Consider the following 25,533-nt stretch of genomic DNA (forward strand, 5'->3'; position numbering starts at 1 on the left):
GCCCGCCAGCTTAATTGACGTTTACGTAAACGTCAATTGTCACCCGCCGCCGTAGAGGTAGTTCGGCAGCCACAAGGTCATCCCTGGCCAGATGTACATGAACACCATGCACAGGATGACGATCAGCATGTACGGCATCATCCCCGCGAAGATCTGGTTGATCGTCACGTGCGACGGCGACACCCCCTTCAGGTAGAACGCGGACATCGCCACCGGCGGCGAGAGGAACGCGGCCTGCAGGTTGACGAAGACCAGCACCCCCCACAGCATCGGGTCGATGTGGAAGTGCTGCAGCAAGGGCAGGAAGATCGGCACGAAGATGACGATGATTTCCGTCCATTCCAGCGGCCAGCCCAGCACGAAGATGATCGCCTGCGACAGCAGCAGGAACTGGATCGGCGAGAGGTCCAGGCTGAGCACCCAGTGCTCCACCAGCGCCTGCCCGCCGAGGATCGCGAAGACGGCGGAGAAGATCGCCGAGCCCACGAACAGCCAGCACACCATCGCCGTGGTGCGCGCGGTGAGGAACACCGCTTCCTTGATGCGTTCCCAGTTGAGCGTGCGGGCCTGCCAGGCCATCAGGAAGGCGCCCGCCGCCCCGACGGCCGCGGATTCGGTGGCCGTGGTGATGCCGAAGAGGATCACCGCCAGCACGACGAAGGTCAGCAGGCCGAGCGGCATCACCGACGAGGTGAGCATGCGCAGGATCTCGAACTGCTCGGCGTCGAACTTCCAGTAGTACCAGGCGAGCAAGCCAAGCGTGATCGCCACCGCGATCCAGAAGCCGGTGTAGAAGGCCGCGGGCACGCCGACGGCGGTCTGCGCATCGGGCGTGTTCATGGACTGGAGCGCCGGCTCGCCGCGGGCGGCAGGCGGTTCCTGCACCGCGGTCGCGCCGGGGGGTTCCTTCACGCCGCCTTCGCTTGGCGGCTCCTTCAGTCCGCCGCCCTCGGCGGGCGGCTCCTGCAGCCCACCGCTTTCGGCAGGCGGCTCCTGCAGCCCGCCGGCCGCCGGCGCTTCCTTCAGCGCGGCCGGGGCCGAAGCCTTCTCCGATTGCGACACGGCCACGGGGGCGTCGGTTTCCTGCGAATGGATGACGACGTACCACCAGGTCGCCCCGAGCGTGGCCACGGCGACGGCCACCGGCACCAGTGCGACCAGCAGGCCGCGCACCAGCATGCCCCAGGTGATCGCGGCGCCGTCGGCCTGCGCGCGCAGCACCTTGCCCGGCGCGACGACGGCCGCCGCGAGCGCGGGCAGCATGCGCCGCGAATAGGCCGTGCTCACTCGTTGCAGCCACGGGGGAATTTCGACGCGCATCTGGTCCGCCGGGATCGAGGGCGCGATCTTCGGGTTGATCATCACCCAGCCGATCACGTAGACGAGGTACAGCAGCGCGAGGAAGAAGCCCGGGAACATCGCGGCCGCATAGAGCTTGACGACGGACTGTCCCGCGACCGCCGCGTAGACGATGATCATCACGGACGGCGGGATCAGGATGCCCAGGGTGCCGCCGGCCGTGATCACGCCCGAGGCAAGGCGCACGTCATAGCCCGCGTTGAGCATGGGGCGCATGGCGATCACGCCCATCAGCACCACCACCGCGCCGACGAGGCCCGAGGCGATGCCCCAGAAGGTGCAGATGATGAGCGTCGTCACCGCCAGCGAACCGGGCACCCGGCGGAAGGCGAGCTGCACGCTGTGGAACATCTTGTCGACGAGCGCCCCTCGCTCCATCACGTAGCCCATGAGCACGAACAGGGGAATCGAGAGCAAGGTCTCGTTCGTCATCGCGCCGAACGCGCGCTGCACCATGAGGTCGAAGACCCGGTTGTTCCAGAAGTGGACGGACGGGTCGTAGAAGGCCACGAAGCCGAACATGATGCCCAGCCCCATGAGGGTGAAGGCGGTAGGGAAGCCGAGCATGATCACCACGACGATCAGCCCCAGCATCGTGAGGCCCAGTGCCGGATCGCTCATGTCTGTCCCCCCGCATGGCGCTGGCGCGCCGACTCGTCGATCTGCTTGGCCTTGGACATCGCGTCGCGCTTGGCGTCCTCGTCCACGTACGTGCTGCCGGCCAGCTGCTGGTTCACCACGTCGATCTCATCGGCGTCGGCCAGGCGCGGCGTCCACTCGCCCGTCTTCAGGCACACGATGCAGCGCAGGATCTCCGAGAGGCCCTGCACGAGCACCGTGGCGCCGGCGATCGGGATGAAGAACTTGAACGGGTAGATCGGCAGCGGCGTCGCGTTGAACGTCGTTTCGTGGATGGCGAGGGAGTCGCTCGCATAGATCCAGCCGGCCCAGGTCAGCGCGAGGATGCCGGGCAGGAAGAAGGCGATGTACAGCACGAGGTCCAGGAACGCCTGGCGGCGCGGCTTCATGCTGCCGTAGAGGAAGTCCCCGCGCACGTGGCCGTCCTGCGCGAGGGTGTAGGCGCCGCACATCATGAAGAGCGTGCCGTACATCATGTTGTTGACGTCGTATACCCAGGAGGTGGGCATGTTGAGCAGGTAGCGCTTGCACACCTCGATGCAGACCACCAGCATGAGCGCGACGATGAGCCAGGCGAATGCCTTGCCGATCCAGGTGCTCGCGGTGTCGACCGCGTGCAGCAGTTTCTGAACTGTCATGGGCTTGTTGTTCGTTCGATTTGCGGATCACCATGTAAAAACCGGCCAGCACCGGTTCGATGCTGGCCGGGCCGCTGGAGACGGCAAAAGCCTCAGGTCTTCTTGGCGCCGGCCGCGAAATAGCGGTTCCATGCCATCTTGAAGTCCACCATGTAATCCTGCTGCCACTGGCCGGCGCGCTTGGCGAAGTCGCGCTGCGAGTCCATGACGCGCTTGAAGAAGGGGTTGTCGACCGATTTCTTGGCGACGACCTTGTCCCAGGCGTCGAGCTGCGCCTTCAGGATCGCATCGGGCGTCTTGTAGAAGGCGATCTTGTCCTTCGTCTTGAGCTCGATGTAGTCCTTGGAGTTGCGGTCGATGGCCTTCCAGCTGAAGTCGGCGGAAGACGCCTGCACCGCGTAGTCGATGATCGACTTGAGCTCCTGCGCGAGGCCGTTGTACTTCGTCTTGTTGAACAGGATCTCGAACTGCTCGCCGGACTGGTGGAAGCTTTGCAGCATGCAGTTCTTGGCAACGTCCGGGAAGCCCAGCGCGCGGTCGGAAGAGGCGTTGTTGAACTCGGCCGCGTCGATCAGGCCGCGGTCGAGCGCGGGGACGATCTCGCCGCCGGGCAGCGGGTTCACCGCGGCGCCGAGCTCGGTGAAGATGTCGACGGACAGTCCGACGGTGCGGTACTTCAGGCCCTTGAACGCGGAGACGTTGGACACCGGCTTCTTGAACCAGCCGAGCGGTTGCGTCGCCATCGGTCCGTACAGGTAGGACACCACGTCCATGTTGATGGACTTGTAGATCTCCTCCAGCAGCGCCTTGCCGCCGCCGTAGTAGTGCCAGGCCAGCACCATGTTCGGGTCCATGCCGAAAGCCGGGCCCGAACCCCACAGTGCGAGCGCCGAATTCTTGCCGTAGTGGTAGGCCACCACGCCGTGGCCGCCGTCGAGCGTGCCCTTGTTCACCGCCTCGAGCAGCTGGAAGGCCGGAACGACGGCGCCGGAAGGCAGCACCTCGATCTTCAGGCGGGAGCCCGCCATGTCGTTCACCTTCTTGGCGAAGTCCTGTGCGAACTCGTGAAAGATGTCCTTGGCCGGCCAGGTGCTCTGGAAGCGGAACGAGGTGGTCTGCGCGACCGACACGGCTGGCGCCGCGAGCGCGCCGGCGGCGACCGCCGCGCCCTTCAGCAACCGGCGGCGGGAATTCTTCGGATGGGTCATGGCTGTCTCCTGTGGTTGAAATCTCTCATTGATTCCAGATCGTTAGCAAGCTATCTTTGGACGGTCAGGCGCCGCTCAGTAAGAGGGTTTGTACCGAGCGCCGATGCCCACTCGCAAGGGCACTTGTACTTATGTTTGCGAGCCAACAAGGAGACAGTCATGGACAGAAGGAATTTCTTCGGGAGCAGCGCGGCGGTCGCGGCCACGGGCCTCGCCGGATGCGCCACGGCGGGCGGCGGCATGGGTGCGGCGAAGACGCCTTTCACGGTGCCGGCGACCTACATCCCCGTCGTGGGCTCGGACGAGATGTACCCCGTGCGGCGCATCTACTGCATCGGGCGCAATTACGCGGCGCACGCCCGCGAGATGGGGTCGGACCCGAACCGCGAGCCGCCGTTCTTCTTCCAGAAACCCACCGACGCGATCCAGTACGTGGCAGCCGGCACGGTGCCCGACCATCCGTATCCGCCGCTGACGAAGAATTACCACTACGAGGCGGAGCTCGTGGCCGCGCTCGGCAAGGGCGGTCGCAACATCCCGGTGGCGAGCGCGCTCGACCACGTGTGGGGCTATACCCTCGGCCTGGACATGACGCGCCGCGACCTGCAGCGCGCCATGGGCGACGAGAAGAAGCCCTGGGAGATCGGCAAGAGCTTCGACCGCTCCGCGCCGATCGGCGCGCTGCACAAGGTGGCGAGCATCGGCCACTTCACGCAGGGCGCGATCTGGCTCAAGGTGAACGGGCAGGTCAAGCAGAACGCCAACCTGAACCAGATGATCTGGTCCGTGGCCGAGCAGATCAGCAAGCTGTCCGAGGCGTTCGAACTTTTCCCGGGCGACATCATTTACTCGGGCACCCCCGAGAATGTCGGCCCGGTGGTGCGCGGCGACGTGATCGAGATGCACATCGACAAGCTCCCCAACCTCAGCGTGAAGATCGTGTAGTTCCCGGGGCGGTTTTACACTGGGGCCTGGGAGACGGCCCCATGTACCCACCCATCCAGCTCTTCGACCCCGCCTCCAGCACCTACACGTATGTGCTGCACGACCCCGCCACGCGCGAGGCGCTGATCATCGACCCGGTCGACGAGCAGCTCGCGCGCGACCTGGCCGTGCTGCGCGAGCGGGGTCTCAAGCTGCTCTGGACGGTCGAGACGCATGCCCATGCCGACCACGTCACGAGCGCAGGCCTGCTGGCCGAGCACGCGGGCGCGCGCACGGCGGCGCCGGAGGGCTGCGGCATCGGCACGGCGGCGGTGCAGCTCAAGCACGGCGACGTCCTGAAGTTCGGCGGCGAGGAAATGCTCGCGCTGCACACCCCCGGCCACACGGCCGGCAGCATGAGCTACCTGTGGCGCGGCAACGTCTTCACGGGCGACACGCTGCTCATCAACGGCTGCGGGCGCACCGACTTCCAGTCCGGGAGCGCCGCCGCGCTCTATCGCAGCGTGACCGAGGTGCTGTTCGCGCTTCCGACGGAGACCGTCGTCTGGCCGGCGCACGACTACCAGGGCCGCACCCACTCCACCATCGGCGCGGAGAAGGCCGGCAACGCCCGGCTCGGCGGCAAGACGCTGGCAGAATTCACCGCGATCATGGACGATTTGAACCTGCCCAAACCCCGGCGCATCGATGAAGCGGTGCCCGCCAACCAGAGCTCCGGCTTGCGCCACGACGCGGGCGGTGGCGGCGCTGAACCGAGGGCCGCGCAAGGCTATGCGGGCGACGTCACGCCGCAGACGGCCTACGAGTGGTGGAAGCAGGGGCAGGCCGTCCTGGTGGATGTGCGCACCGACGCCGAACGCGAATGGGTCGGCTTCGTGCCCGGCGCCGTGCCCCTGGCATGGAAGCAGTGGCCCGGCATGGCGGTCAACGTCGCCTTCGATGAAGGGCTGAAGGCCGCCGTACCCCCGGGCAAGAAAGCGCTGCTCATGTGCCGCAGCGGCGTGCGCTCCATCGCCGCGGCGAAGCGCGCGACGGAGCTGGGCATCGAGGCCTACAACATCCTCGAAGGCTTCGAGGGCGACCCCGACGAGAACGCCCAGCGCGGCAAGCGCGGCGGCTGGCGCCTGCGCGGCCTGCCCTGGCGCCAGGGCTGAGATTTTTTTCAACGCAACCCACAAGGCAAGCAAGCATGGCCGTCAACCTGTCCGCGCCCCGCGCGGCCGATCTCTTTCCCGTTCCCGGCGTGCGCATCGGCGTCGCCGAAGCGGGCGTTCGCAAGGCCAACCGCAAGGACCTCTCGGTGGTGCTCATCGACGAAGGCGCGTCCGTCGCGGGCGTGTTCACGCAGAACCGCTTCTGCGCCGCGCCGGTGCAGCTGTGCCGCGACCACCTGGATCGCGTGGCGGCATCGGGCGGCATCCGCGCGATGGTGATCAACACCGGCAACGCGAACGCGGGCACCGGCGAAGACGGCCTGGTGCGCGCCCGCAGGACCTGCGTCGCGCTGGCACAGAAGCTGGACATCGCGCCGGAACAGGTGCTGCCGTTTTCCACCGGCGTGATCATGGAGCCGTTGCCGGTGGAGCGCATCGAGGCGGGGCTGCCCGCGGCGATCGCCGACGCGAAGCCGGACCACTGGCTGCGCGCGGCCGAGGGCATCATGACCACGGACACCATCGCCAAGGCTTTCAGCCGGCGCGTGACGATCGGCGGGGTGCAGGTGACGGTGACGGGCATCAGCAAGGGCGCCGGCATGATCCGGCCGAACATGGCGACCATGCTCGGCTTCATGGCGACCGACGCGACAGTGGACGCCGGCGTGATGAAGCAGCTGGCCCTGGAACTGGCCGAGGGTTCGTTCAATCGCGCGACCGTGGATGGCGACACGTCGACCAACGATTCCTTCGTCGTGATCGCCACGAACAAGGCGAAGCACGGGGCCATCACGTCCCTGGACAGCGAGAACGGCAAGGCGCTGAAGTCCGCCATGCTCGAAGTCGCGAGGCTGCTCGCGCAGGCGATCGTGCGCGACGGCGAGGGTGCGACCAAGTTCATCACGGTGCGTGTGGAAGGTGGCAAGACCGCAGCCGAGTGCCGGCTGGTCGCGTACGCCATCGCGCATTCGCCGCTCGTGAAAACCGCGTTCTTCGCAAGCGACCCGAACCTCGGGCGCATCCTTGCCGCGGTGGGCTACGCAGGGATCGCGGACCTGGACCAGACGAGGATCGAGCTGCACCTGGACGACGTGCACGTGGCCACCGGCGGTGGCCGCAACCCGTCGTACCGCGAGGAAGACGGCCAGCGCGTCATGAAGCAAAGCGAGATCACCGTGCGCGTCGGCCTGGGCCGCGGCAAGGCCGAGGACACCGTGTGGACCTGCGATTTCAGCCATGACTACGTGAGCATCAACGCGGACTACCGGTCGTGAACGAAAAATTCGAGCATCTCATCGAACGCGCCGCGGAACTGCTCGCCCGCATCGAGGCCATCCTTCCGCAGCCGCTCTCCGCGCCCGACTGGAGCGCGTCCACCGCCTGGCGCTACCGCAAGCGGTCCTCGGGCCACGGCGCGCTGGAGCCGGTGAAGCACGTGGCGGGCATCCGCCTGTCGGACCTGAAAGAGATCGACGTGCAGATGGAGAAGATCCAGCGCAACACCCTGCAGTTCGTGCAGGGGCAGCCGGCCAACAACGTGCTGCTCACCGGCGCGCGGGGCACGGGCAAGTCTTCGCTGATCAAGGCTTGCCTGAACGAATACGCTGCGCAGGGGCTGCGCCTGATCGAGGTCGACAAGGCGGACCTCGTGGACCTGCCCGACATCGTCGACGTCGTCGCGTCGCAGCCCGAGAAGTTCATCGTGTTCTGCGACGACCTCAGCTTCGAGGAGGGCGAGCCGGGCTACAAGGCGCTCAAGTCGATCCTCGACGGGTCGGTCGCGGCCGCGTCGCCCAACGTGCTGATCTACGCGACCAGCAACCGCCGCCACCTCCTGCCGGAGTACATGAAGGAAAACCTCAGCTACACGCACACGGAGGATGGCGAAGTGCATCCGGGGGAAGTGGTCGAGGAGAAGATTTCCCTGTCCGAGCGGTTCGGGTTGTGGGTAAGTTTCTATCCGTTCAACCAGGAGGAATACCTCGCGATCACCGCGCAGTGGCTGTCGTGGTTCGGCGTCAGCGCTGACGCGATTGCGGCCGCGCGGCCCGAGGCGCTCGTGTGGGCGCTGGAGCGGGGCTCGCGCAGCGGCCGCGTCGCCTACCAGTTCGCGCGCGACTATTCGGGACGCCACGGCGGCAGCGCCACCCGATGAGCGCGAATGGCGTGCTCGTCGCGCACGGCGACCGTCCGCGTGAGGGCGGGCCGGATCGCAAGCAGGTCGAAGTCGCGGTGGGCGTGCTGCTGCGTGCCGACGGCGCTTTCCTGCTCACCTCGCGGCCGCGAGGGAAGGTCTACGAGGGCTACTGGGAATTCCCCGGCGGCAAGGTCGAAGCCGGCGAGACGGTGGAAGCGGCGCTGCGGCGGGAGTTGATCGAGGAGATCGGCGTCACCATCGGCGCGGTGCATCCCTGGCGCGTCGAAGTGGTCGACTACCCGCACGCACTCGTTCGCCTGAACTTCTGCAAAGTCCACGAGTGGTCAGGCGAGCTGCACATGCACGAAGGTCAGGCTTTCTCCTGGGAGCAGCTGCCGGTGCGCGTGCAGCCTGTGCTGCCCGGGACGGTGCCGGTGCTCGCGTGGTTCGCGCAGGAGCGCGGCTTCGAAGGCGCGACCCACGCCGGCGAGTAGCGGCGCGGCGGCGAGAGCCTACTGCAGCTTCGCGTCGCCGAAGGGCAGGTCGTCCGGCGGCGTGGGGTCCGGCACGCGGAAGCTCTCGCTCGCCCACGCGCCGAAATCCATGTTCTTGCAGCGTTCGCTGCAGAACGGCCGGAACGGGTTGTCCCTGGAATAGATGCTGTCGCCGCCGCAAGCCGGGCAGCGCACCACGCGATAGGGGGTGGTCGATTCGTCCATGACGCTTGGAGCTAGGAACAGAGCGTGAGTTCGAATTGCGAGTTGTCGTTGCTCGCCTGCAGCCGGTCGGCCGCTTCCTGCCGCATGAGCCGGACGGACACCATCAAACGATTGCCGCTGATCTCCGGGATGAGGCCCAGCGAAGGGTCCAGCCGCAGCCTCAGCAACTGGAAGGTGCGCCCCTGCGGCAGGTTCTGCTGCAGCTGGCCGTGGTTCGCGACGACCTTCTGCGGCGTGCCGGATTCGCGCAGCATCTTGAGCAGCATGTGGATGGATTCCGCCAGCGGCGCCAGCGTGGACGCCCACCGTTCCAGGTCCCGCTGGCGGTCGCGCGCGGTATGGTGCTGCCAGGCGTAATAGGACGGCAGGTCGAATTCGCAGGTGCCGCCGGGGATCCCCACGCGGCTGCGGATGCTCATGAGCCAGTCGTTCTCCGTGAGCGACTGGCCGGCCTTGCCGGGCAGGTTGTTCAGCGTGGTGAAGCAGGCGTCCAGCTTGCCGATAACTTCGTCGAGCACCGACTCGGCGATGGCAGGGTTGCCGCGGTAGCCGTTGAGAACCAGCTTCTGCTTGTCCAGGTCCTTCATCACGTCGGACTTCAGGTCCGCGCGGGCCGCCACGTCCATCACCTCGAAGATGGTGGCCAGGGCGTAGTGGTGGTCGATCGGGTGCTCGCGCGGCACCAGCTCACCGAGCCGGCGAAACAGGTGTTCGAGGCGCAGATAGGTGCGGATGCGTTCGTTGAATGGGTATTCGTAAAGAATCACGCTGACCGGGCCCTACATACAGCAGCAAAGCGGCCAATCATAGCCCGAAGCGCCGGGCGGCCTGTACCACTTCGTGTCGCAATTCGTCGAGGGCCAGGCCCTCGTTGCAGATGACGATGTCCGCGGCCGCAAGCCGCAGCGCGCGAGGCGCCTGCGCCGCGATGATCGCCTCGACTTCGGCGGGCTTCAGGCCGCTGCGTGCAACGACCCGTGCCACTTGCGTTTCGGGCGAACAATCGACGACCAGCACCCGGTCTACCTGCGAGCGCCAGCGGCCCGATTCGACCAGCAGCGGGATGTCGAAGACGATGCACTTCGCGCCCGAGGCGAGCGCGGCCTCGACCTGCCGCGCGCTCTCCGCGCCCACGAGCGGGTGGATGATGTCCTCGAGCTGCTTGCGCGCGAGCGGGTCGCGGTAGGCGTGTTCGCGCATGAGGGCGCGATCGAGCGCGCCCTGTGCATCGATGAAGTGCGCGCCGAAGCGCTGCGCGATGGCGGCGATGGCCGCGCCCTGCGGCGCCGTCGTCGCGCGTGAGATCGCGTCGGCGTCGACGACCGCCGCACCCGCCTGCGCGAGCATGGCGAGCACTGTGCTCTTTCCGCTGCCGATGCCGCCCGTGAGGCCGACGCGCAGCGCGGCCACCTACAGCCCCACCACCTCGAGGATGGACGCCGGCCCGAAGATCATCGCCGTGAGGCCCGCACCGGCGAGGAAAGGCCCGAAGGGGACATAGCCCCCTTCGCGGAGGCTGGAGCTCATCTTCATGGCGATGCCGACCACGGCGCCGATGACGGATGCCATCAGGATGATGGGGACCAGCGCCTGCCAGCCGAACCAGGCGCCCAGCGCGGCGAAGAGCTTGAAGTCGCCGTAGCCCATGCCTTCCTTGCCGGTGAGCAGCTTGAAGCCCTTGTAGATCAGCCACAGGGACATATAGCCCGCGATCGCGCCCCACAAAGCATCGGTGAGGCGCAGGTTGTTCCAGCGCAGGGCCGCCACGATGAGGCCGGCCCAGACGAGGGGCAGGGTGATGTCGTCGGGCAGCAGGGTGGTGTCCCAGTCGATCATCGCCAGCGCGACGATCGCCGCGGAAAATCCGCACCATGCAAGCGCATGCGGCGTGACGCCGCCCGTGTAGATGCAGAAGAAGAACAGCGCGCCGGTGGCGAGTTCCACCAGCGGGTAGCGAATGCCGATCGGCGCGGCGCAGGAGGAACACTTGCCCCGCAGCGCCAGGTAGCTCACCACGGGGATGTTCTCGTACCAGCGGATCATGTGCCCGCACTGGCGGCAGCGCGATCGCGGCCGCGCCAGGGTGAGCTCCGGCTGCGGCTCCAGCGGCGTGCCGGAGAGCTCCGCGCACTCCTGGTCCCACTGGCGCTCCAGGATCTTCGGGAACCGGTAGATCACCACGTTGAGGAAGCTGCCCACGAGCAGGCCGAAAACGCCGCCCAGCGCGGCATCGAACACCGGGGAGATCAACATCAAACGACCTGGCCGAGCTTGAAGATGGGAAGGTACATCGACACCACGATGCCGCCGATGAGGCCGCCCAGGAACACGATGATGATGGGCTCCATCAGGCTGGAGAGGCCTTCGACCATGTCGTCCACTTCGGCTTCGAAGAAGTCCGCGGCCTTGCCGAGCATGTGGTCCAGCGCGCCGGATTCCTCGCCGATCGCGCACATCTGCAGCACCATGGTCGGGAAGACGCCGGCGTTGGTCATGGCGGCGGTGAGGCTGGTGCCGGTGGAGACTTCCGTCTGGATCTTCTCGGTCGCGGTCTGGAACACGTAGTTGCCGGAGGCACCGCCCACGGAGTCGAGCGCCTCGACCAGCGGCACGCCGGCCGCGAACATGGTCGCCAGCGTCCGCGTCCAGCGGGCGATCACCGATTTGTAGACCAGGTCGCCGAAGACGGGAAGCTTGAGCATCAGGCGGTCCATGAAGATCTGGACTTTCTCGTTGCGCTTCCAGGCCTGCATGAAGAAGTAGAGGCCGCCGCCCACGCCGCCGAAGATCAGCCACCAGTACTTGACGAAGAACTCGCTCATGCCGATCACGAAGAGCGTCGGCGCGGGCAGGTCGGCGCCGAAGGAGGTGAACACTTCCTTGAAGGCCGGGATCACGAAGATCATGATCACGGCGACCACGACGAAGGCCACGACCACCACGGAGATCGGGTACATCAGCGCCGACTTGATCTTCGACTTGATGGCCTCGGTCTTTTCCATGTAGACCGCGAGGCGGTCGAGCAGCGATTCGAGAATACCGGCCGCCTCGCCGGCTTCCACCAGGTTGCAGTACAGGTTGTCGAAATACAGCGGGTATTTGCGGAACGCCGCCGACAGCGAGGTGCCGGTTTCGACGTCGGTGCGGATGTCGTTGAGCAGCTTTGCGACGCTGGGGTTGGCGTTGCCGCGGCCCACGATGTCGAAGGCCTGCAGCAAGGGCACGCCGGCCTTCATCATCGTGGCGAGCTGGCGCGTGAAGATCGCGATGTCCTTGGGCTTGATCTTCGCGCCCGAGCGCATGCGGCGCTTCTTGACCTTGGTGGGCGAAATGCCCTGGCGCCGCAGGGCGGCCTGGACCTGGTTCTCGCCGGCCGCGCGCGTCTCGCCGCGCACCTGCTTGCCGTTGCGATCCTTGCCCTCCCATTCGAAGACGAATTCGACGACCTTGGTCGCGGTGGCGGTGGCCATGGCAGCTCCTCTTTCCCTGTTATATCGAAACGGGCCTACGAGACATTCGTGCAGCCCAGCACTTCTTCCAGCGACGTGACGCCCATGCGGACCTTGGACAGGCCGGACTGGCGCAGGCTGCGCACGCCTTCCAGTTCCGCCTGCCGGGCGATCTCGGGCGCATTGCCGTCGGCCAGGATGATGCGCTGGATGTCTTCGCTGATCGGCATCACCTGGTAGATGCCGACGCGGCCCTTGTAGCCGTTGTTGCACATCGAGCAGCCCACCGGACGGTAGGGCGTCCAGGTGCCGTCGACGTCCTCTTCCTTGAAGCCGGCCTCCAGCAGGGTTTCATGCGGGATGTCGGCCGGCGCCTTGCAGTTGGGGCACAGGCGCCGCGCGAGGCGCTGCGCGGTGATGAGGATCACGCTGGAGGCGATGTTGAAGGGCGCGATGCCCATGTTGCGCATCCGCGTGAGCGTCGTGGGCGCGTCGTTCGTGTGCAGCGTGGACAGCACCATGTGGCCCGTTTGCGCGGCCTTGATCGCGATGTCCGCCGTTTCCAGGTCGCGGATTTCGCCGACCATGATCACGTCCGGGTCTTGGCGCAGGAAGGACTTGAGGGCGGCGGCGAAGGTGAGGCCGGCCTTGTCGTTCACGTTGACCTGGTTCACGCCCGGCATGTTGATTTCGGACGGGTCCTCGGCCGTGGAGATGTTGATGCCCGGCTTGTTCAGGATGTTCAGGCAGGTGTAGAGCGACACCGTCTTGCCCGAACCCGTGGGGCCCGTCACCAGCACCATGCCGTAGGGACGCTGCACCGCGTCGAGCAGGCGCTTTTTCTCGTCGGCTTCGTAGCCGAGCGCATCGATGCCCAGCTTGGCGCTGCTCGGGTCCAGGATACGGATCACGATCTTTTCGCCGAAGAGGGTGGGCAGCGTGCTCACGCGGAAGTCGATCACGCGGTCCGGGCCGACCTTCAGCTTCATCTTGCCGTCCTGCGGCACGCGCTTTTCGGAGATGTCCATCTTGGAGATCACCTTGATGCGCGAGGCGAGCTTGTCCTTGATGGCGATGGGCGGCGATGCGATCTCGCGCAGTTCGCCGTCGATGCGGAAGCGGACGCGGTAGGTGCTCTCGTAGGGCTCGAAGTGCAGGTCGGACGCGCGCATCGTGAAGGCGTCCAGCAGCATCTTGTGCAGGAACTTGACGACGGGGGCGTCTTCGACCTCGGAGGTGGCGGCGTCGTCGTCGGCGCTCGGCGTCTCCATCGTCGATTCGTCGAACTCGAAGTCGTCGCCGATGATGCTGTCCATCGCCTCGGTGGCGGTGGTCGCATTGGCCTCGACCATCTTCGAGAGCTTGTCGTACTCCGAAATGATCCAGTCGACGCCCATCTGCGTGGCGAACTTGATCTTCTCGGCGGCCTGCTGGTCGGACGGGTCGGCCGTGGCGACGATCAGGCGGTTGTTGCGTTTGCTGAGCACCACCACGCGGAACGCCTGGCAGATCTTGGTGTCGAGCAAGCCCTTAGGCAGGCGCTGGACGTCGATCGCGTCCAGGTCCAGCAGCGGGGCGCCGAAGGAGGCCGACATCGTGTGGGCGAGGTCGGCGGCCGAGACGGAGCCGGATCCCGTGAGTTCGGCAATGAAGCTGGTGCGGTTGGCTGCTGCCTTGCGGGAGATGTCCTCGGCGGACTTCTGGCCGAGCTTGCCGGCGGAAATCAGCGCGCGCGCGAGCCCGGGAAGGCCCAGAGTGGGTGCTTCGACTGGAACGGAATCGACTGCGGCCATGGAGCGGATGTATCGGATGGAAACAAGGGCGGCCTGCTCATGCACGGCAAACCGGAGTCGATCATCGCTGATTGGCTTGGCCCTGTAAATCGCCGCCCGCCCAAGCTGCGCAGGACAGTGGGGCGGATGTCACGGTGAAGGGACAAACTGGTCGGGGTGAGAGGATTCGAACCTCCGGCCTCTACGTCCCGAACGTAGCGCTCTACCAGGCTAAGCTACACCCCGATTGCGGCCCGGGCCGGCGCGCTGAATGTTCAGTGGCGGCCTTGCTGCAGTTAAGCCCACGATTGTAGCAAACCCACCGAGGTGTCAGCTGCGGCGATCGAGGAGCTGCGCCGCCAGTTCGAGCAGCCCTCGCGAATACGGGTTGTCCGGGAGCTGCTTTGCCGCGTCGACCGCGCGCTGCGCCTCCGACGCGGCGGCGGCGCGCGTCACCTCCAGCGCGCCCGTCCGCTTGACGATGTCGATGATCCGTTCCAGGTGTTCCGCCCCACCTGTCTGGACCGCATCGCGGATCAACTGGCGCTCCTCTTCGCTGCCCCTGCGCATCGCGGCGATCAGCGGCAGTGTCGCCTTGCCCTCGCGCAGGTCGTCGCCCAGGTTCTTGCCCATTTCGCCGGCGTCGCCGTCGTAGTCGAGCACGTCGTCGATCACCTGGAATGCGGTGCCCAGCGCCTGGCCGTAATCCGCGCATGCCTGCTCCAGCGCCGGGGGCGCCCCCGCCAGGACCGCCCCCAGGCGGGCGCTGGCCTCGAACAGCTTGGCCGTCTTCGAGCGGATCACGCGCAGGTACGCCTCCTCGTCGAGGGAGGGGTCGTGCATGTTCATGAGCTGCAGGACTTCACCTTCGGCTATCACGTTGGTGGCGTCGGCGAGGATTTCCATGATCCGCATCCGTCCCGCGTCCAGCATCATCTGGAAGGCGCGCGAGTAGAGGAAGTCGCCGACCAACACGCTGGCCGGGTTGCCGAAGCTTTCGTTGGCAGTCGCGCGACCGCGGCGCAGCGTCGATTCGTCCACCACGTCGTCGTGCAGGAGTGTGGCGGTGTGGATGAATTCCACCACGGCAGCCAGGTTGAAGCGCTGCGCATCGTGCAAGCCGAGTGCGCCGCAAACCAGCAGCAGCAGGGCCGGCCGCAGCCGCTTGCCCCCGGCGGAGATGATGTAACGGGAGACCTCGCCGACCAGGGGAACCGCCGAATCCAGCCGCCGGGCGATCACGGCGTCGACCTCCCGCATGTCGTCGGCGATCAGGGCGAGTACGGAGGCGGTGCTGGAAGAGGAGGCGGTCAAGGCGAGAGGGTGTTTTGGGCGATTATAGGAACCGCGCCCCGCTGTCCGAGCGGCCCCGGCGGCCCGCTTGTGAGCGACCACCAACTATGCTATGATCGTGGGCTCTGCGGAAATCCGTCCGTGGAGACTCCATTTCAAGAGGTCAACATGTACGCGGTCATAAAAACCGGTGGCAAGCAGTATCGCGTTGCTTCCGGCGAAAAAATTAAAGTAGAACAGATTGCTGCGGACGTAGGCCAGGAAATCGTGATCGACCAGGTCCTGGCTGTCGGCGACGGCAGCGGACTCAAGGTCGGCACACCCCTGGTGTCCGGCGCGACTGTCATTGCCACGGTCGTGGCACACGGCAAGCACGACAAGGTTCGCATCTTCAAGATGCGCCGTCGCAAGCACTATCAGAAACGCCAGGGCCATCGCCAGCAGTTCACCGAACTGCAAATCGGCGCGATCGCCGGCTAACTCGGAGCAATTCGAAATGGCACAGAAAAAAGGCGGCGGCTCTACGCGAAACGGGCGGGATTCCCAGCCCAAGATGCTCGGCGTGAAGGCTTTCGGTGGTGAACTGATCACCGCCGGCTCCATCATCGTGCGCCAGCGCGGCACCAAGTTCCATCCCGGCACCAACGTCGGCCTGGGCAAGGACCACACCCTCTTCGCCCTGGTGGACGGCCACGTGTCGTTCGCGGTGAAGGGTTCCCTGAACAAGCAGACCGTGAGCGTCCTCCCGGCGTAAGCGATCAGGCTTTCAGCACGAAGGCCCTGCGTTCCCGCGCAGGGCCTTTTTGTTGGCGCTCACTAGAATCGAACCATCATGAAATTCGTCGACGAGGCCTATATCGACATCGCCGCGGGCGACGGCGGGAACGGCTGCGTCTCGTTTCGCCATGAGAAGTACAAGGAATTCGGCGGCCCGAACGGCGGCGACGGCGGCCGGGGCGGCCATGTGTTCGCGCTTGCCGACCCGAACCTCAACACGCTGGTGGACTTCCGCTTTTCGCGCCGCCACGAGGCCAGGCGCGGTGAGCACGGCATGGGGTCGGACATGTTCGGGGCCGCGGGCGACGACATCGTCCTGAAGATGCCGGTCGGCACGATCATCACGGATGCCGAAACGGGCGAGGTGCTGTTCGAACTGCTGAAGCCCGGCGAGCTCATCACGATCGCCAAGGGCGGCGACGGCGGCTTCGGCAACATGCGCTTCAAGAGTTCGATCAACCGCGCGCCGCGGCAGAAGACGCCCGGCTGGCCCGGGGAGAAGCGCCACCTGAAGCTGGAGCTCAAGGTGCTGGCGGACGTCGGCCTGCTCGGCCTGCCCAATGCGGGCAAGTCGACGCTGATTACTGCGGTGTCGAACGCGCGTCCGCGCATCGCCGACTATCCCTTCACCACGCTGCACCCGAACCTCGGCGTCGTGCGCGTCGGCCCGGAGCAAAGCTTCGTCATCGCCGACCTGCCGGGCCTCATCGAGGGCGCGTCGGAAGGCGCCGGACTCGGGCACCAGTTCCTCCGGCACCTGCAGCGCACGCGCCTGCTCCTGCACATCGTCGACCTGGCGCCCTTCGACGGCGCCGATCCGGTGGCGCAGGCCAAGGCGATTGCCGGCGAACTGAAGAAGTATGACCCGGCCCTTTACGACAAGCCGCGCTGGCTCGTCCTGAACAAGCTGGACATGCTGTCCCCCGAGGAGCGCGAGGTGCGCGTGAAGGATTTCGTGAAGAAGTTCAAGCACAAGGGCCCGGTCTTCCAGATTTCCGCGCTCACGCATGAGGGCACACAGGAGCTGATCAAGGCCGTCTACCAGCACATCAAGGCGCAGCAGGTGGCCGAGCAGCCTTCCGAATACGTGGACCCGCGCTTTGCGGGCGGCGACGAGGCATGAGCACCGCGGTGCTGGCCGCCGCGCGGCGCATCGTAGTCAAGGTCGGCTCCAGCCTCGTCACGAACGAGGGCAGGGGCCTCGACGAAGGCGCCATCGGCGAATGGTGCCGCCAGCTCGCGGCGCTCGCGCGCGATGGGCGCGAGGTGATCATGGTGTCCAGCGGCGCGATCGCCGAGGGGATGAAGCGCCTGGGCTGGGCGACGCGCCCGCACGGTCTCAACGAACTCCAGGCCGCGGCCGCCGTGGGCCAGATGGGCCTCGCGCAGATGTACGAGACCAAGCTGCGCGAGAGCGGCATGGGCTCGGCCCAGGTGCTGCTCACGCATGCGGACCTGGCGGACCGGGAACGCTACCTCAATGCGCGGTCCACGCTGCTCACGCTGTTGCGGCTCGGGGTCGTGCCCGTCATCAACGAAAACGACACGGTGGTGAACGACGAAATCAAGTTCGGCGACAACGACACGCTCGGTGCGCTCGTCGCGAACCTCGTGGAGGCCGATGCCCTCGTGATCCTCACGGACCAGAAGGGGCTGTACAGCGCGGACCCGCGCAAGGATCCTTCCGCGACATTCGTGCACGAAGCACGCGCCGGTGACGCGGCCCTGGAAGCCATGGCGGGTGGCGCGGGCTCGAGCCTGGGACGTGGCGGGATGATCACGAAAATCCTCGCCGCCAAGCGCGCGGCGGGCTCGGGGGCTTCCACTGTCATCGCCTGGGGACGCGAGCCCGATTGCCTGCTGCGCCTCTCCCGCGGGGAAGCGATCGGCACCCTGCTCGTCGCGCCCACGCAGAAGAGCCAGGCGCGCAAACGCTGGATCGCCGACCATCTGCAACTGCGCGGGGCCGTCACGGTGGACGAAGGCGCGGCCTCCAAGGTGCGCGCGGAGGGCAAGAGCCTGCTGCCGATCGGCATGACGGCCGTCGACGGCGATTTCTCGCGCGGAGACGTCATCGCCGTGCGCGATGCGGAGGGTGTGGAATTCGCGCGGGGTCTCGCCAACTATTCGAGCGGGGAAGCGCGGCAGATCTGCCGCAAGCCCTCGGGCGAGATCGAAAAGCTGCTCGGCTACGCGGCCGAGCCGGAAATGATCCACCGCACGAATCTCGTCGTGACCCGCTGAATTTTTTCAGGGCTGCTCGAAGCGCCTGTCCGCCGGACGGCGCAGGTCCCGAAGGATCGCCGATGCGGTCTGGTTCGTGCCGTGTCCGATGCATGCGCCGGTGCGCGCGATGGCCAGGCTGTGCGCCGACACATGGGTCTCGTGCAGCGACTTCCACTGCGCGTCCTTCGCGATCACCCACCCGCTGCCCGGGTTGTGCCGCGCGTAGACCTTGAATTCCCCCGTGTTGCAGCGGATGCCTTCGTAGAGTCCGTTCACCGCGCCGCTCGCGCTGGTCGCGACGACGACATAACGCACGATGCCGTCCGCGCCGATCGACACCGAAGCCGGCGCCACACCGAAGCGCAGCAAGGACCGAGGCATCTCGAGGGGGATGGCGCCGTCCACGACCAGGGCGCCGGGCGGCGGCGCCTCGACCTCTTTCCAGTCGGGGTCGACCGGGTTGAGCTGCGCGTGGGAGGCGAGGGCGCAGGCGGTGAGCGCCAGCGCGACGAGGCTACGGCGCATGCTTGCCTTCCAGGGGCTGGTGCAGCCCGGCTTGCGGATCGGGTTCGAAGGTGGCGCCCGGCGGCAGTTCCATTCCGGCGCCCGGCATCGCCTCGGCGACGCCGCCTTCGTGGTCGCGCGCGCGCATGCCGCTGCGCAGGTAGCGGTTGCGGTGGTCGTGCCGGGGCAGGAAGCGCGCGAGCTCGGTGAGCGCCATCTCGTAGACGCCGCGCTTGAACTCGACGACGACGTCCAGCGGCACCCAGTAGTCGTTCCAGCGCCAGGCGTCGAATTCCGGATGGTTTGTCGCGCGCAGGTTCAGGTTCCAGTCCTGCCCCGTGAGTTGCAGGAGGTACCAGATCTGCTTCTGGCCCTTGTAATGCCCTCGCGCATCCCGCCGTATGTACCGGTCGGGCACCTCATAGCGCAACCAGTCGCGGGTTCGGGCAATGATGCGCACATGCTCAGGCTGCAGTCCCACCTCTTCGTGCAATTCCCGGAACATGGCCTGCTCGGGTGTCTCGCCCCGGTCGATGCCGCCTTGCGGAAACTGCCAGCTGTGGGTGCGTATGCGCTTGCCCCAGAACACCTGGTTTTTCTGGTTGAGCAGGATGATGCCGACGTTCGGCCGAAAGCCGTCCCGGTCAAGCATAATCAAACCCCAAATTTTTAAACTGAGTTCATTATGCACGGCGCCCGCGCGCCGGCAAGCGAACCAGGCGGCGCACAGCCCGCGCAGGACCGCATGAAAGCCTCCCAGTTCCTCATCTCCACCCTCAAGGAAGCTCCCTCGGACGCCGAGGTCGTCAGCCACCAGCTCATGATGCGGGCGGGCATGATCAAGAAGCTCGGCGCCGGCATCTACTCCTGGATGCCCATGGGCCTGCGGGTGGTCCGCAAGGTCGAAGCCATCGTCCGGGAGGAGATGAACCGCGCCGGAGCCGTGGAACTCCTGATGCCGGTCGTGCAGCCGGCCGAGTTCTGGCAGGAAACCGGGCGCTGGGACAAGATGGGCCCCGAGCTGATGCGCGTGAAGGACCGCCACGAGCGCGACTTCATCATCCAGCCGACCAGTGAGGAAGTGGTCACCGACATCGCGCGCCAGGAACTGCGCAGCTACAAGCAGCTGCCGAAGAACCTGTACCACATCCAGACCAAATTCCGCGACGAGCGCCGCCCCCGGTTCGGCGTGATGCGCAGCCGCGAATTCATCATGAAGGACGCGTACAGCTTCGACCGCGACGAGGCCGCGGCCAAGGCGAGCTATCAGGTGATGGCCAAGGCCTACCGTGCAATCTTCGACCGCTTCGGCCTGCGCTACCGCGCGGTGGCCGCGGACAGCGGCGCCATCGGCGGCGACCTCTCCGAGGAATTCCAGGTGATCGCCGCAACCGGCGAGGACGCCATCGTCTATTCCGAGGGCAGCAGCTACGCGGCCAACATGGAAAAGGCGGAGGCGCTCGCGCCGCAGGGCCCGCGTCCCGCGCCCGCGCAGGCCATAGCGAAAACGCCGACGCCCGGCAAGAGCACCTGCGCCGACGTCGCGGACCTGCTGAAGGTCCCACTTGCAACGACGGTGAAATCGCTGGTGCTCGCGACCGACCAAGCGAACGACAAGGGCGAAATCGTGAAGACGCAGGTCTGGCTGCTGCTCGTGCGCGGCGACCACGACCTGAACGAAATCAAGGCCGGCAAGGTGCCGGGGCTGGATGCCACGTTCCGCTTCGCCACGGTCGGCGAGATCGTCGACCACTTCGGCACCAAGCCCGGCTACCTCGGCCCCATTGGCCTGAAAAAGCCGGTGAAGATCGTCGCCGACCGCGAAGTCGCCCTGATGGCCGACTGGATCTGCGGCGCGAACGAAGAAGGCTTCCACTTCACCGGCGTCAACTGGGGGCGTGACCTCCCGGAGCCGGACGCGGTGGCGGACCTGCGCAACGTGGTCGCGGGCGACATGTCGCCCGACGGCAGCGGTTTGCTCGCCATCGAACGCGGCATCGAGATCGGCCACATTTTCTTCCTGGGCACCAAGTACAGCGCGCCGATGAAGGCGAGCTTCCTCGACGAATCCGGCAAGCCCCAGCTGATGCAGATGGGCTGCTACGGCATCGGCATCACGCGCCTGCCCGCCGCCGCCATCGAGCAGAACAACGACGAGCGCGGGATCATCTGGCCCGACGCGCTGGCGCCTTTCACCGTGGTGGTGTGCCCGATCGGCATGGACCGCAGCGCGGACGTGAAGGCGGCCGCGGAAAGGCTGCACGACGATTTGCAGGCCGCGGGCATCGACGTGATGCTCGACGACCGTGGCGAACGCCCCGGCGCCATGTTCGCGGACTGGGAGTTGATCGGCGTGCCGCATCGCGTCGTGATTTCCGATCGCGGCCTGAAGGAAGGCCAACTGGAGTACCAGCACCGCCGCGATGCGCAGGCGACCAAGGTGCCGGCCGGCGAAGTGGCGAGCTTCGTCAAGTCCCGGCTCGCGTCGTGAGCGGCCGGCGCGGCGCGGTCGTCGCGATCGCCGCCGGTCTCGGTCTTCCCTTGCTTCCGCGGTTCGCCTTCGCGGGCGGCCAGGTCGAGGAACCCCTCGCCGATTCAGTGCGCACAGCGCTCAGCTCCGCGGTGGCCAACTCGGCGCCCCCTGTTCCGGAATTCCGGGACATCGAATCGCGCCTCGCCTACCTGCGGTGGCTGGGCGCGATGAGCACGCGGCTGCGCAAGCGCAAGGCCGAATGGCTGGAGCGCAAGGAATTCCTGCAGACCATCTGGTATGAGAGCAAGCGCGCCGGCCTCGACACGGGGCTCGTGCTCGGGCTGGTCCAGGTGGAAAGCAACTTCCGCAAGTTCGCGGTCAGCAGCGTGGGGGCGCGCGGCTACATGCAGGTCATGCCCTTCTGGACGCGCGTGATCGGCGACGGAGACGCGGGCAAGCTGTTCCACATGCAGACCAACCTGCGCTTCGGCTGCGTGATCCTGCGCCACTACATCGACCGGGAGCGCGGCGACCTGTTCATGGCGCTGGGCCGCTACAACGGCAGCCGCGGCAAGCCGCAATACCCCAACGCGGTGTTCGCCGCGAGCAAGGGCTGGGACTGGCACGACCTGCCCGCGCAGGAGCGCCCCATGGACCCGACGCGCCCCGACAAGCTTCCCAACGGGCCGAATTAGCCCTATTGCAGGAAGCCGACCTTCGTGCGCGAACCGCCGCACTTCGGCAGGTCCTGCATCCCGATTTCGCCGCGCGCATCCAGTCGCGCATTGCCGAAGCCCGTCATCAGCGCACGCCGCATGTCGCGCGGCGCGAGCTCGGCGAGTGCGTCCAGCACGTCGTCGCGCGGTTCGGGTTCGAAGTGCTGGCCCCAGCCGTGATCGCCGCGGATGGAGGTGTAGAGGTTTCGCGCGATCAGCCGCGCAGCCTCGTGCGTCGGCGCCTCGATCTGGAAGACGTTCATGCGGTTGAGGATCGGCTCCGGGATGCAGCGCTCGTCGTTCGCCGTCATGATCCAGATGACCTGGCTCGCATCGATCGCCACTTCGGCGAATTCGTCCATGAAGGCGCCCGCCGTGTCGTGCTCCAGGAGGCTGTAGAGCGATCCGAGCGGGTCGTATTGCGCGTCCGCCGCGGCCTTGTCGATCTCGTCGACGACCAGCACCGGGTTGGCGTATTGACCATCGACCAGCGCCTCGAACACCTTGCCGGGCTTCGCGCCCTTCCACTGCGACGAGGCGCCGGAAAGCAGCCAGCCGGCCGTCATCGAGCTCATGGGAACGAGGTTCATGCCGGTGCCGAGCAATTCGGCGAGCTTGCGCGCGAAATGCGTCTTGCCGATACCGGGCGGACCGAGCAGGAGCATCGGCGTCACCTCCAGCCCGTCGCGGCAATCCTGTGACAGGGCCACGTGGCGCTTCACGTCGTCAAGCGCGTCCGTGAAATTCGGGAGTTGTTCGTAGAGGGCAGCCATGTCGGGCACGCCGCTCGGCTTGACCTGGAAGCGCTCGGGACCGCGTTCCAGCATGCGTTCATAGGTGGTGCGCAGGCTCTCGTGTTCGCGTTGCGGCAGCTTGGCGAGTTTTCGCTCCACCTCGTGCGGGCGGAAGACGTTGCGAAGGTTCGCGACCGGCAGCTGGAACCCGGAGGCTCCGTGCGGAACGAGGCTGTGTGAAGACATCGACACTCCTTGGCGGCTTGCTGATGGAACGGCTTGCTGACGATTCCAGCATAAGCCGTGCCACAGTTCAATGCCCGGAGGCCGCAGGCGATTTCCTGCGTCAGCAATAAGCCCGCGCGGGCGTCAGCTTTGCGTCGCGCCGAGCACCTGCTGCAGCTCGCCGCTCTGGTACATCTCCATCATGATGTCCGAGCCGCCGATGAATTCGCCCTTGACGTACAGCTGGGGAATGGTCGGCCAGTTGCTGTATTCCTTGATGCCCTGGCGGATTTCGTCGTCTTCCAGGACGTTGACGGTCGTGACCGCTTTCGGGTCGACGCCGCAGGCCTTGAGGATCTGGATCGCCCGGCCGGAAAAGCCGCATTGCGGGAAGCTCGCGTTGCCCTTCATGAACAGCAGCACGTCGCTGCCCTTGACGAGTTGGTCGATACGTTGCTGGGGATCGCTCATGGGTAAAACTCCTTGCAGGCCGGTGCCTGAATCATTGGGGTGGATTATCCCAGTTCAAGCCACTTTCCGCCGGAGCAGCGCTCGATGCCCGCGAGGTCGCGCCGGCTTGCGACGGAACCGAAGCCCGCCGCTTCCAGCAGCCCACGAACCGTGGCCGCCTGGTCGTAGCCATGCTCCAGCAACAGCCAGCCACCCGGCGCGAGCCGGGACGGCGCCTGCCGGACGATGGCGCGGCAGTCGGCAAGGCCGTCTTCGCCCGCCGCCAGGGCGGACATGGGCTCATGGGCCAGGGCGGCCAGGTGCGGGTCGCCCTCGCGGACATAGGGGGGATTGCTCAGGATCAGCTCGTAGGGCCCGCTCGCCCCATCGAGCCAGGACGCCTGCCGGAACGACACGTCCAGGCCCAGGGCGCGGGCGTTGGAGGTGGCGACTTCCAGGGCGCCCGGGCTGAGGTCGACGGCCTCCACTTGCGCCCCGGGCCGGCCGTGCTTGATCGCCAGTGCAATGGCGCCGCTTCCGGTGCCCAGGTCGATGACGCGCGAGGCACCATCCATGGGCAGCAGGTCGAGCGCCCACTCGACCAGCGTCTCGGTGTCCGGCCGCGGGACGAGTACGCGGGCATCGACACGCAAGGCCAGGCCGAAGAACTCCTTGCGGCCGGTCAGGTAGGCCACGGGTTCTCCCGCCAACCGGCGCCTGCACAGGGCGAGGAAGGCGGCGAGAACCGCCGGGTCCACCGTGTCCGTGTCGTGCGCCAACAGCCAGGCGCGATCGCGCTCGGGGCGCCCGAGCACGTGCAGCAACAGCACCTGCGCGTCGAGCCGCGCGAGCCCCAGGCTGCCGGCCTGCGCGAGCGCCGCGGCGATGTTCACGCGCGGCCGCCCGGGCCGATCTCCAGCTCTTCGAGCTGTTCGGCCTTGCGCGCCAGCAGCAGCGCGGCGATGACTTCGTCGAGGTCGCCTTCCATGATGAACTGCAGCTTGTAGAGCGTCAGGTTGATCCGGTGGTCGGTCAGGCGCCCCTGCGGGAAGTTGTAGGTGCGGATGCGGTCGCTGCGGTCGCCGCTGCCGATGAGGCCCTTGCGCGTGGCGGCTTCCTTGGCCGCACGCTCGCTGCGCTCCTTCTCCTTGATCCGCGCGGCGAGCACCTGCATGGCCTTGGCCTTGTTGCGGTGCTGCGAGCGGTCGTCCTGGCATTCCGCCACGATGCCCGTCGGCAAGTGGGTGATGCGAACCGCCGAATCGGTCTTGTTGATGTGCTGCCCGCCCGCGCCGCTCGCGCGATAGGTGTCGATGCGCAGGTCCGCCGGGTTGATCTGCACGGCCTGCGCTTCGTCGGGCTCGGGCAGTGCGGCGACCGTACAGGCGCTGGTGTGGATGCGCCCCTGCGTCTCCGTCGCGGGCACGCGCTGGACGCGATGGCCGCCCGATTCGAACTTGAGCTTTCCATACACGCCGTCGCCCACGACGCGGATCACGACTTCCTTGAAGCCGCCGACCTCGCCCTCGCTTTCGCTCACGATCTCCGTGCGCCAGCCCTGGCGCTCGGCGTAGCGCGTGTACATGCGCAGCAGGTCGCCGGCGAAGAGGGCGGATTCGTCGCCACCCGTGCCCGCGCGGATTTCCAGGAAGGTGTTGCGCACGTCGTCCGGGTCCTTGGGCAGCAGGAGCCGCTGCAGCTCGTCCTCGAGCGCGGGGAGGCTCGCTTCGAGCGACGCGATTTCCTCGCGGGCCATCTCGGCCATCTCGGGGTCGTCGGCCATCTCGCGCGCCTGCGAGAGCGCGCTTTCGTCGTGCAGGAATTTTTCGAAGACGGCGGCGACTTCGCTGACTTCGGCGTGTTCGCGCGTGAGTGCCCGGTAGCGCTCCATGTCCTGCACGACTTCGGGCTGCTGCAGGAAGAAGTCGAGTTCCTTCAGGCGGATGGGGTAGCGCTCTAGTTGCTGGCGGAGGTAGGTTTTCACTGGCGGGTGCGGTGCGAGAGGTCCTTTTGAACGCAGAGGACGCGAAGGTTACGCAGAGAACGCAGAGCAAGACAAAAGGAGAATTGGTTTTCTCTGCGCCCTCTGCGAATCCTTTGCGTCCTCTGCGTTCA

General features: G+C 66.6%; 27 protein-coding genes, 1 tRNA gene and 1 pseudogene. 12 read left to right on the forward strand and 17 right to left on the reverse strand.

All coding sequences use genetic code 11. The annotated features are described in order from the left end of the window. Window positions 1-39: 39 nt before the first annotated feature. The 3 genes from I5803_RS18225 to I5803_RS18235 all read right to left on the reverse strand — a co-directional run bounded on the left by I5803_RS18225 (window position 40) and on the right by I5803_RS18235 (window position 3,844). Window positions 40-1,980, reverse strand: coding sequence for a TRAP transporter large permease (locus I5803_RS18225; protein ID WP_196987738.1), 1,941 nt, complete (start codon window positions 1,978-1,980; stop codon window positions 40-42). Then, entirely contained in the window at window positions 1,977-2,636 is a 660-nt protein-coding gene (locus I5803_RS18230; RefSeq protein WP_196987739.1) for a TRAP transporter small permease subunit, read from the reverse strand. Before I5803_RS18230 ends, I5803_RS18225 begins: the two co-directional genes overlap by 4 nt. Window positions 2,637-2,728: 92 nt before the next feature. Beyond that, entirely contained in the window at window positions 2,729-3,844 is a 1,116-nt protein-coding gene (locus I5803_RS18235; RefSeq protein WP_196987740.1) for a TRAP transporter substrate-binding protein, read from the reverse strand. 159 nt (window positions 3,845-4,003) lie between these two features. Here I5803_RS18235 and I5803_RS18240 point away from each other — a divergent pair, with 159 nt between their 5' ends. From I5803_RS18240 to I5803_RS18260, 6 genes and pseudogenes are all read left to right on the forward strand, one after another. Continuing rightward, window positions 4,004-4,789, forward strand: a complete 786-nt coding sequence (locus I5803_RS18240; protein WP_196987741.1) for a fumarylacetoacetate hydrolase family protein — start codon at window positions 4,004-4,006, stop codon at window positions 4,787-4,789. 41 nt (window positions 4,790-4,830) lie between these two features. Next, window positions 4,831-5,334, forward strand: a pseudogene (locus tag I5803_RS22140) (MBL fold metallo-hydrolase); the annotation flags it as partial. Between the two features lie 174 nt (window positions 5,335-5,508). Next, window positions 5,509-5,943, forward strand: a complete 435-nt coding sequence (locus I5803_RS22145; RefSeq protein WP_231402898.1) for a rhodanese-like domain-containing protein — start codon at window positions 5,509-5,511, stop codon at window positions 5,941-5,943. A gap of 35 nt (window positions 5,944-5,978) precedes the next feature. Then, window positions 5,979-7,217 carry a bifunctional glutamate N-acetyltransferase/amino-acid acetyltransferase ArgJ gene (gene argJ / locus I5803_RS18250; protein WP_196987743.1) on the forward strand — a complete coding sequence of 413 codons (1,239 nt, stop codon included), beginning with the start codon at window positions 5,979-5,981 and terminating at the stop codon, window positions 7,215-7,217. After that, window positions 7,214-8,098, forward strand: coding sequence for an ATP-binding protein (locus I5803_RS18255; protein WP_196987744.1), 885 nt, complete (start codon window positions 7,214-7,216; stop codon window positions 8,096-8,098). The genes argJ and I5803_RS18255 overlap by 4 nt, the downstream gene beginning before the upstream one ends. Next, entirely contained in the window at window positions 8,095-8,574 is a 480-nt protein-coding gene (locus I5803_RS18260) for an NUDIX domain-containing protein (RefSeq protein WP_196987745.1), read from the forward strand. The genes I5803_RS18255 and I5803_RS18260 overlap by 4 nt, the downstream gene beginning before the upstream one ends. An 18-nt stretch (window positions 8,575-8,592) precedes the next feature. Here I5803_RS18260 and I5803_RS18265 read toward each other — a convergent pair whose 3' ends face one another. From I5803_RS18265 to I5803_RS18300, 8 genes are all read right to left on the reverse strand, one after another. Beyond that, on the reverse strand, window positions 8,593-8,799 hold the full coding sequence (locus tag I5803_RS18265; protein WP_196987746.1) for a DNA gyrase inhibitor YacG: 207 nt from the start codon (window positions 8,797-8,799) through the stop codon (window positions 8,593-8,595). 11 nt (window positions 8,800-8,810) lie between these two features. Beyond that, window positions 8,811-9,566: a cell division protein ZapD gene (gene zapD / locus I5803_RS18270; RefSeq protein WP_196987747.1), complete on the reverse strand. Its 756-nt coding sequence runs from the start codon at window positions 9,564-9,566 to the stop codon at window positions 8,811-8,813. 37 nt (window positions 9,567-9,603) lie between these two features. Then, window positions 9,604-10,209 (reverse strand): dephospho-CoA kinase, encoded by a 606-nt coding sequence (coaE, locus tag I5803_RS18275; protein ID WP_196987748.1) that lies wholly within the window; start codon window positions 10,207-10,209, stop codon window positions 9,604-9,606. Next, complete coding sequence (locus I5803_RS18280) at window positions 10,210-11,052, reverse strand: prepilin peptidase (RefSeq protein WP_196987749.1); 843 nt, start codon at window positions 11,050-11,052, stop codon at window positions 10,210-10,212. After that, a complete protein-coding gene (locus tag I5803_RS18285; protein ID WP_196987750.1) occupies window positions 11,052-12,269 on the reverse strand; it encodes a type II secretion system F family protein in 1,218 nt (405 codons plus the stop codon). Before I5803_RS18285 ends, I5803_RS18280 begins: the two co-directional genes overlap by 1 nt. Before the next feature lie 35 nt (window positions 12,270-12,304). Further along, entirely contained in the window at window positions 12,305-14,041 is a 1,737-nt protein-coding gene (gene pilB / locus I5803_RS18290; RefSeq protein WP_196987751.1) for a type IV-A pilus assembly ATPase PilB, read from the reverse strand. Between the two features lie 148 nt (window positions 14,042-14,189). Continuing rightward, window positions 14,190-14,266, reverse strand: a tRNA-Pro gene (locus tag I5803_RS18295). Window positions 14,267-14,350: 84 nt separating this feature from the next. Then, window positions 14,351-15,334 carry a polyprenyl synthetase family protein gene (locus I5803_RS18300; protein WP_196987752.1) on the reverse strand — a complete coding sequence of 328 codons (984 nt, stop codon included), beginning with the start codon at window positions 15,332-15,334 and terminating at the stop codon, window positions 14,351-14,353. Between the two features lie 147 nt (window positions 15,335-15,481). Here I5803_RS18300 and rplU point away from each other — a divergent pair, with 147 nt between their 5' ends. From rplU to proB, 4 genes are all read left to right on the forward strand, one after another. Beyond that, window positions 15,482-15,793 (forward strand): 50S ribosomal protein L21, encoded by a 312-nt coding sequence (rplU, locus tag I5803_RS18305; protein ID WP_196987753.1) that lies wholly within the window; start codon window positions 15,482-15,484, stop codon window positions 15,791-15,793. Window positions 15,794-15,809: 16 nt separating this feature from the next. Further along, window positions 15,810-16,067 (forward strand): 50S ribosomal protein L27, encoded by a 258-nt coding sequence (gene rpmA / locus I5803_RS18310; protein WP_196987754.1) that lies wholly within the window; start codon window positions 15,810-15,812, stop codon window positions 16,065-16,067. Window positions 16,068-16,145: 78 nt separating this feature from the next. Then, complete coding sequence (cgtA, locus tag I5803_RS18315) at window positions 16,146-17,213, forward strand: Obg family GTPase CgtA (RefSeq protein ID WP_196987755.1); 1,068 nt, start codon at window positions 16,146-16,148, stop codon at window positions 17,211-17,213. Beyond that, entirely contained in the window at window positions 17,210-18,334 is a 1,125-nt protein-coding gene (proB, locus tag I5803_RS18320) for a glutamate 5-kinase (protein ID WP_196987756.1), read from the forward strand. The genes cgtA and proB overlap by 4 nt, the downstream gene beginning before the upstream one ends. 6 nt (window positions 18,335-18,340) lie before the next feature. Here the strand turns inward: proB and I5803_RS18325 are convergent, their stop codons facing one another. Further along, entirely contained in the window at window positions 18,341-18,841 is a 501-nt protein-coding gene (locus I5803_RS18325) for a CNP1-like family protein (protein WP_196987757.1), read from the reverse strand. Continuing rightward, on the reverse strand, window positions 18,831-19,472 hold the full coding sequence (locus I5803_RS18330; RefSeq protein WP_196987758.1) for an RNA pyrophosphohydrolase: 642 nt from the start codon (window positions 19,470-19,472) through the stop codon (window positions 18,831-18,833). The genes I5803_RS18325 and I5803_RS18330 overlap by 11 nt, the downstream gene beginning before the upstream one ends. A gap of 93 nt (window positions 19,473-19,565) precedes the next feature. Here I5803_RS18330 and I5803_RS18335 point away from each other — a divergent pair, with 93 nt between their 5' ends. Further along, window positions 19,566-21,311, forward strand: a complete 1,746-nt coding sequence (locus I5803_RS18335) for a proline--tRNA ligase (RefSeq protein WP_196987759.1) — start codon at window positions 19,566-19,568, stop codon at window positions 21,309-21,311. Further along, window positions 21,308-21,988, forward strand: a complete 681-nt coding sequence (locus I5803_RS18340) for a lytic transglycosylase domain-containing protein (protein WP_435520861.1) — start codon at window positions 21,308-21,310, stop codon at window positions 21,986-21,988. The genes I5803_RS18335 and I5803_RS18340 overlap by 4 nt, the downstream gene beginning before the upstream one ends. Before the next feature lie 2 nt (window positions 21,989-21,990). Here the strand turns inward: I5803_RS18340 and I5803_RS18345 are convergent, their stop codons facing one another. From I5803_RS18345 to prfA, 4 genes are all read right to left on the reverse strand, one after another. Beyond that, window positions 21,991-22,989, reverse strand: a complete 999-nt coding sequence (locus I5803_RS18345) for an AAA family ATPase (RefSeq protein ID WP_196987760.1) — start codon at window positions 22,987-22,989, stop codon at window positions 21,991-21,993. A 123-nt stretch (window positions 22,990-23,112) separates the two neighbouring features. Continuing rightward, window positions 23,113-23,439 (reverse strand): Grx4 family monothiol glutaredoxin, encoded by a 327-nt coding sequence (gene grxD, locus I5803_RS18350; protein WP_196987761.1) that lies wholly within the window; start codon window positions 23,437-23,439, stop codon window positions 23,113-23,115. A 44-nt stretch (window positions 23,440-23,483) separates the two neighbouring features. After that, complete coding sequence (gene prmC, locus I5803_RS18355; protein ID WP_196987762.1) at window positions 23,484-24,311, reverse strand: peptide chain release factor N(5)-glutamine methyltransferase; 828 nt, start codon at window positions 24,309-24,311, stop codon at window positions 23,484-23,486. Continuing rightward, window positions 24,308-25,402, reverse strand: coding sequence for a peptide chain release factor 1 (gene prfA / locus I5803_RS18360; protein WP_196987763.1), 1,095 nt, complete (start codon window positions 25,400-25,402; stop codon window positions 24,308-24,310). Before prfA ends, prmC begins: the two co-directional genes overlap by 4 nt. Window positions 25,403-25,533 lie beyond the last annotated feature (131 nt).

This window comes from Caenimonas aquaedulcis, assembly GCF_015831345.1.
GTDB lineage: Bacteria > Pseudomonadota > Gammaproteobacteria > Burkholderiales > Burkholderiaceae_C > Ramlibacter > Ramlibacter aquaedulcis.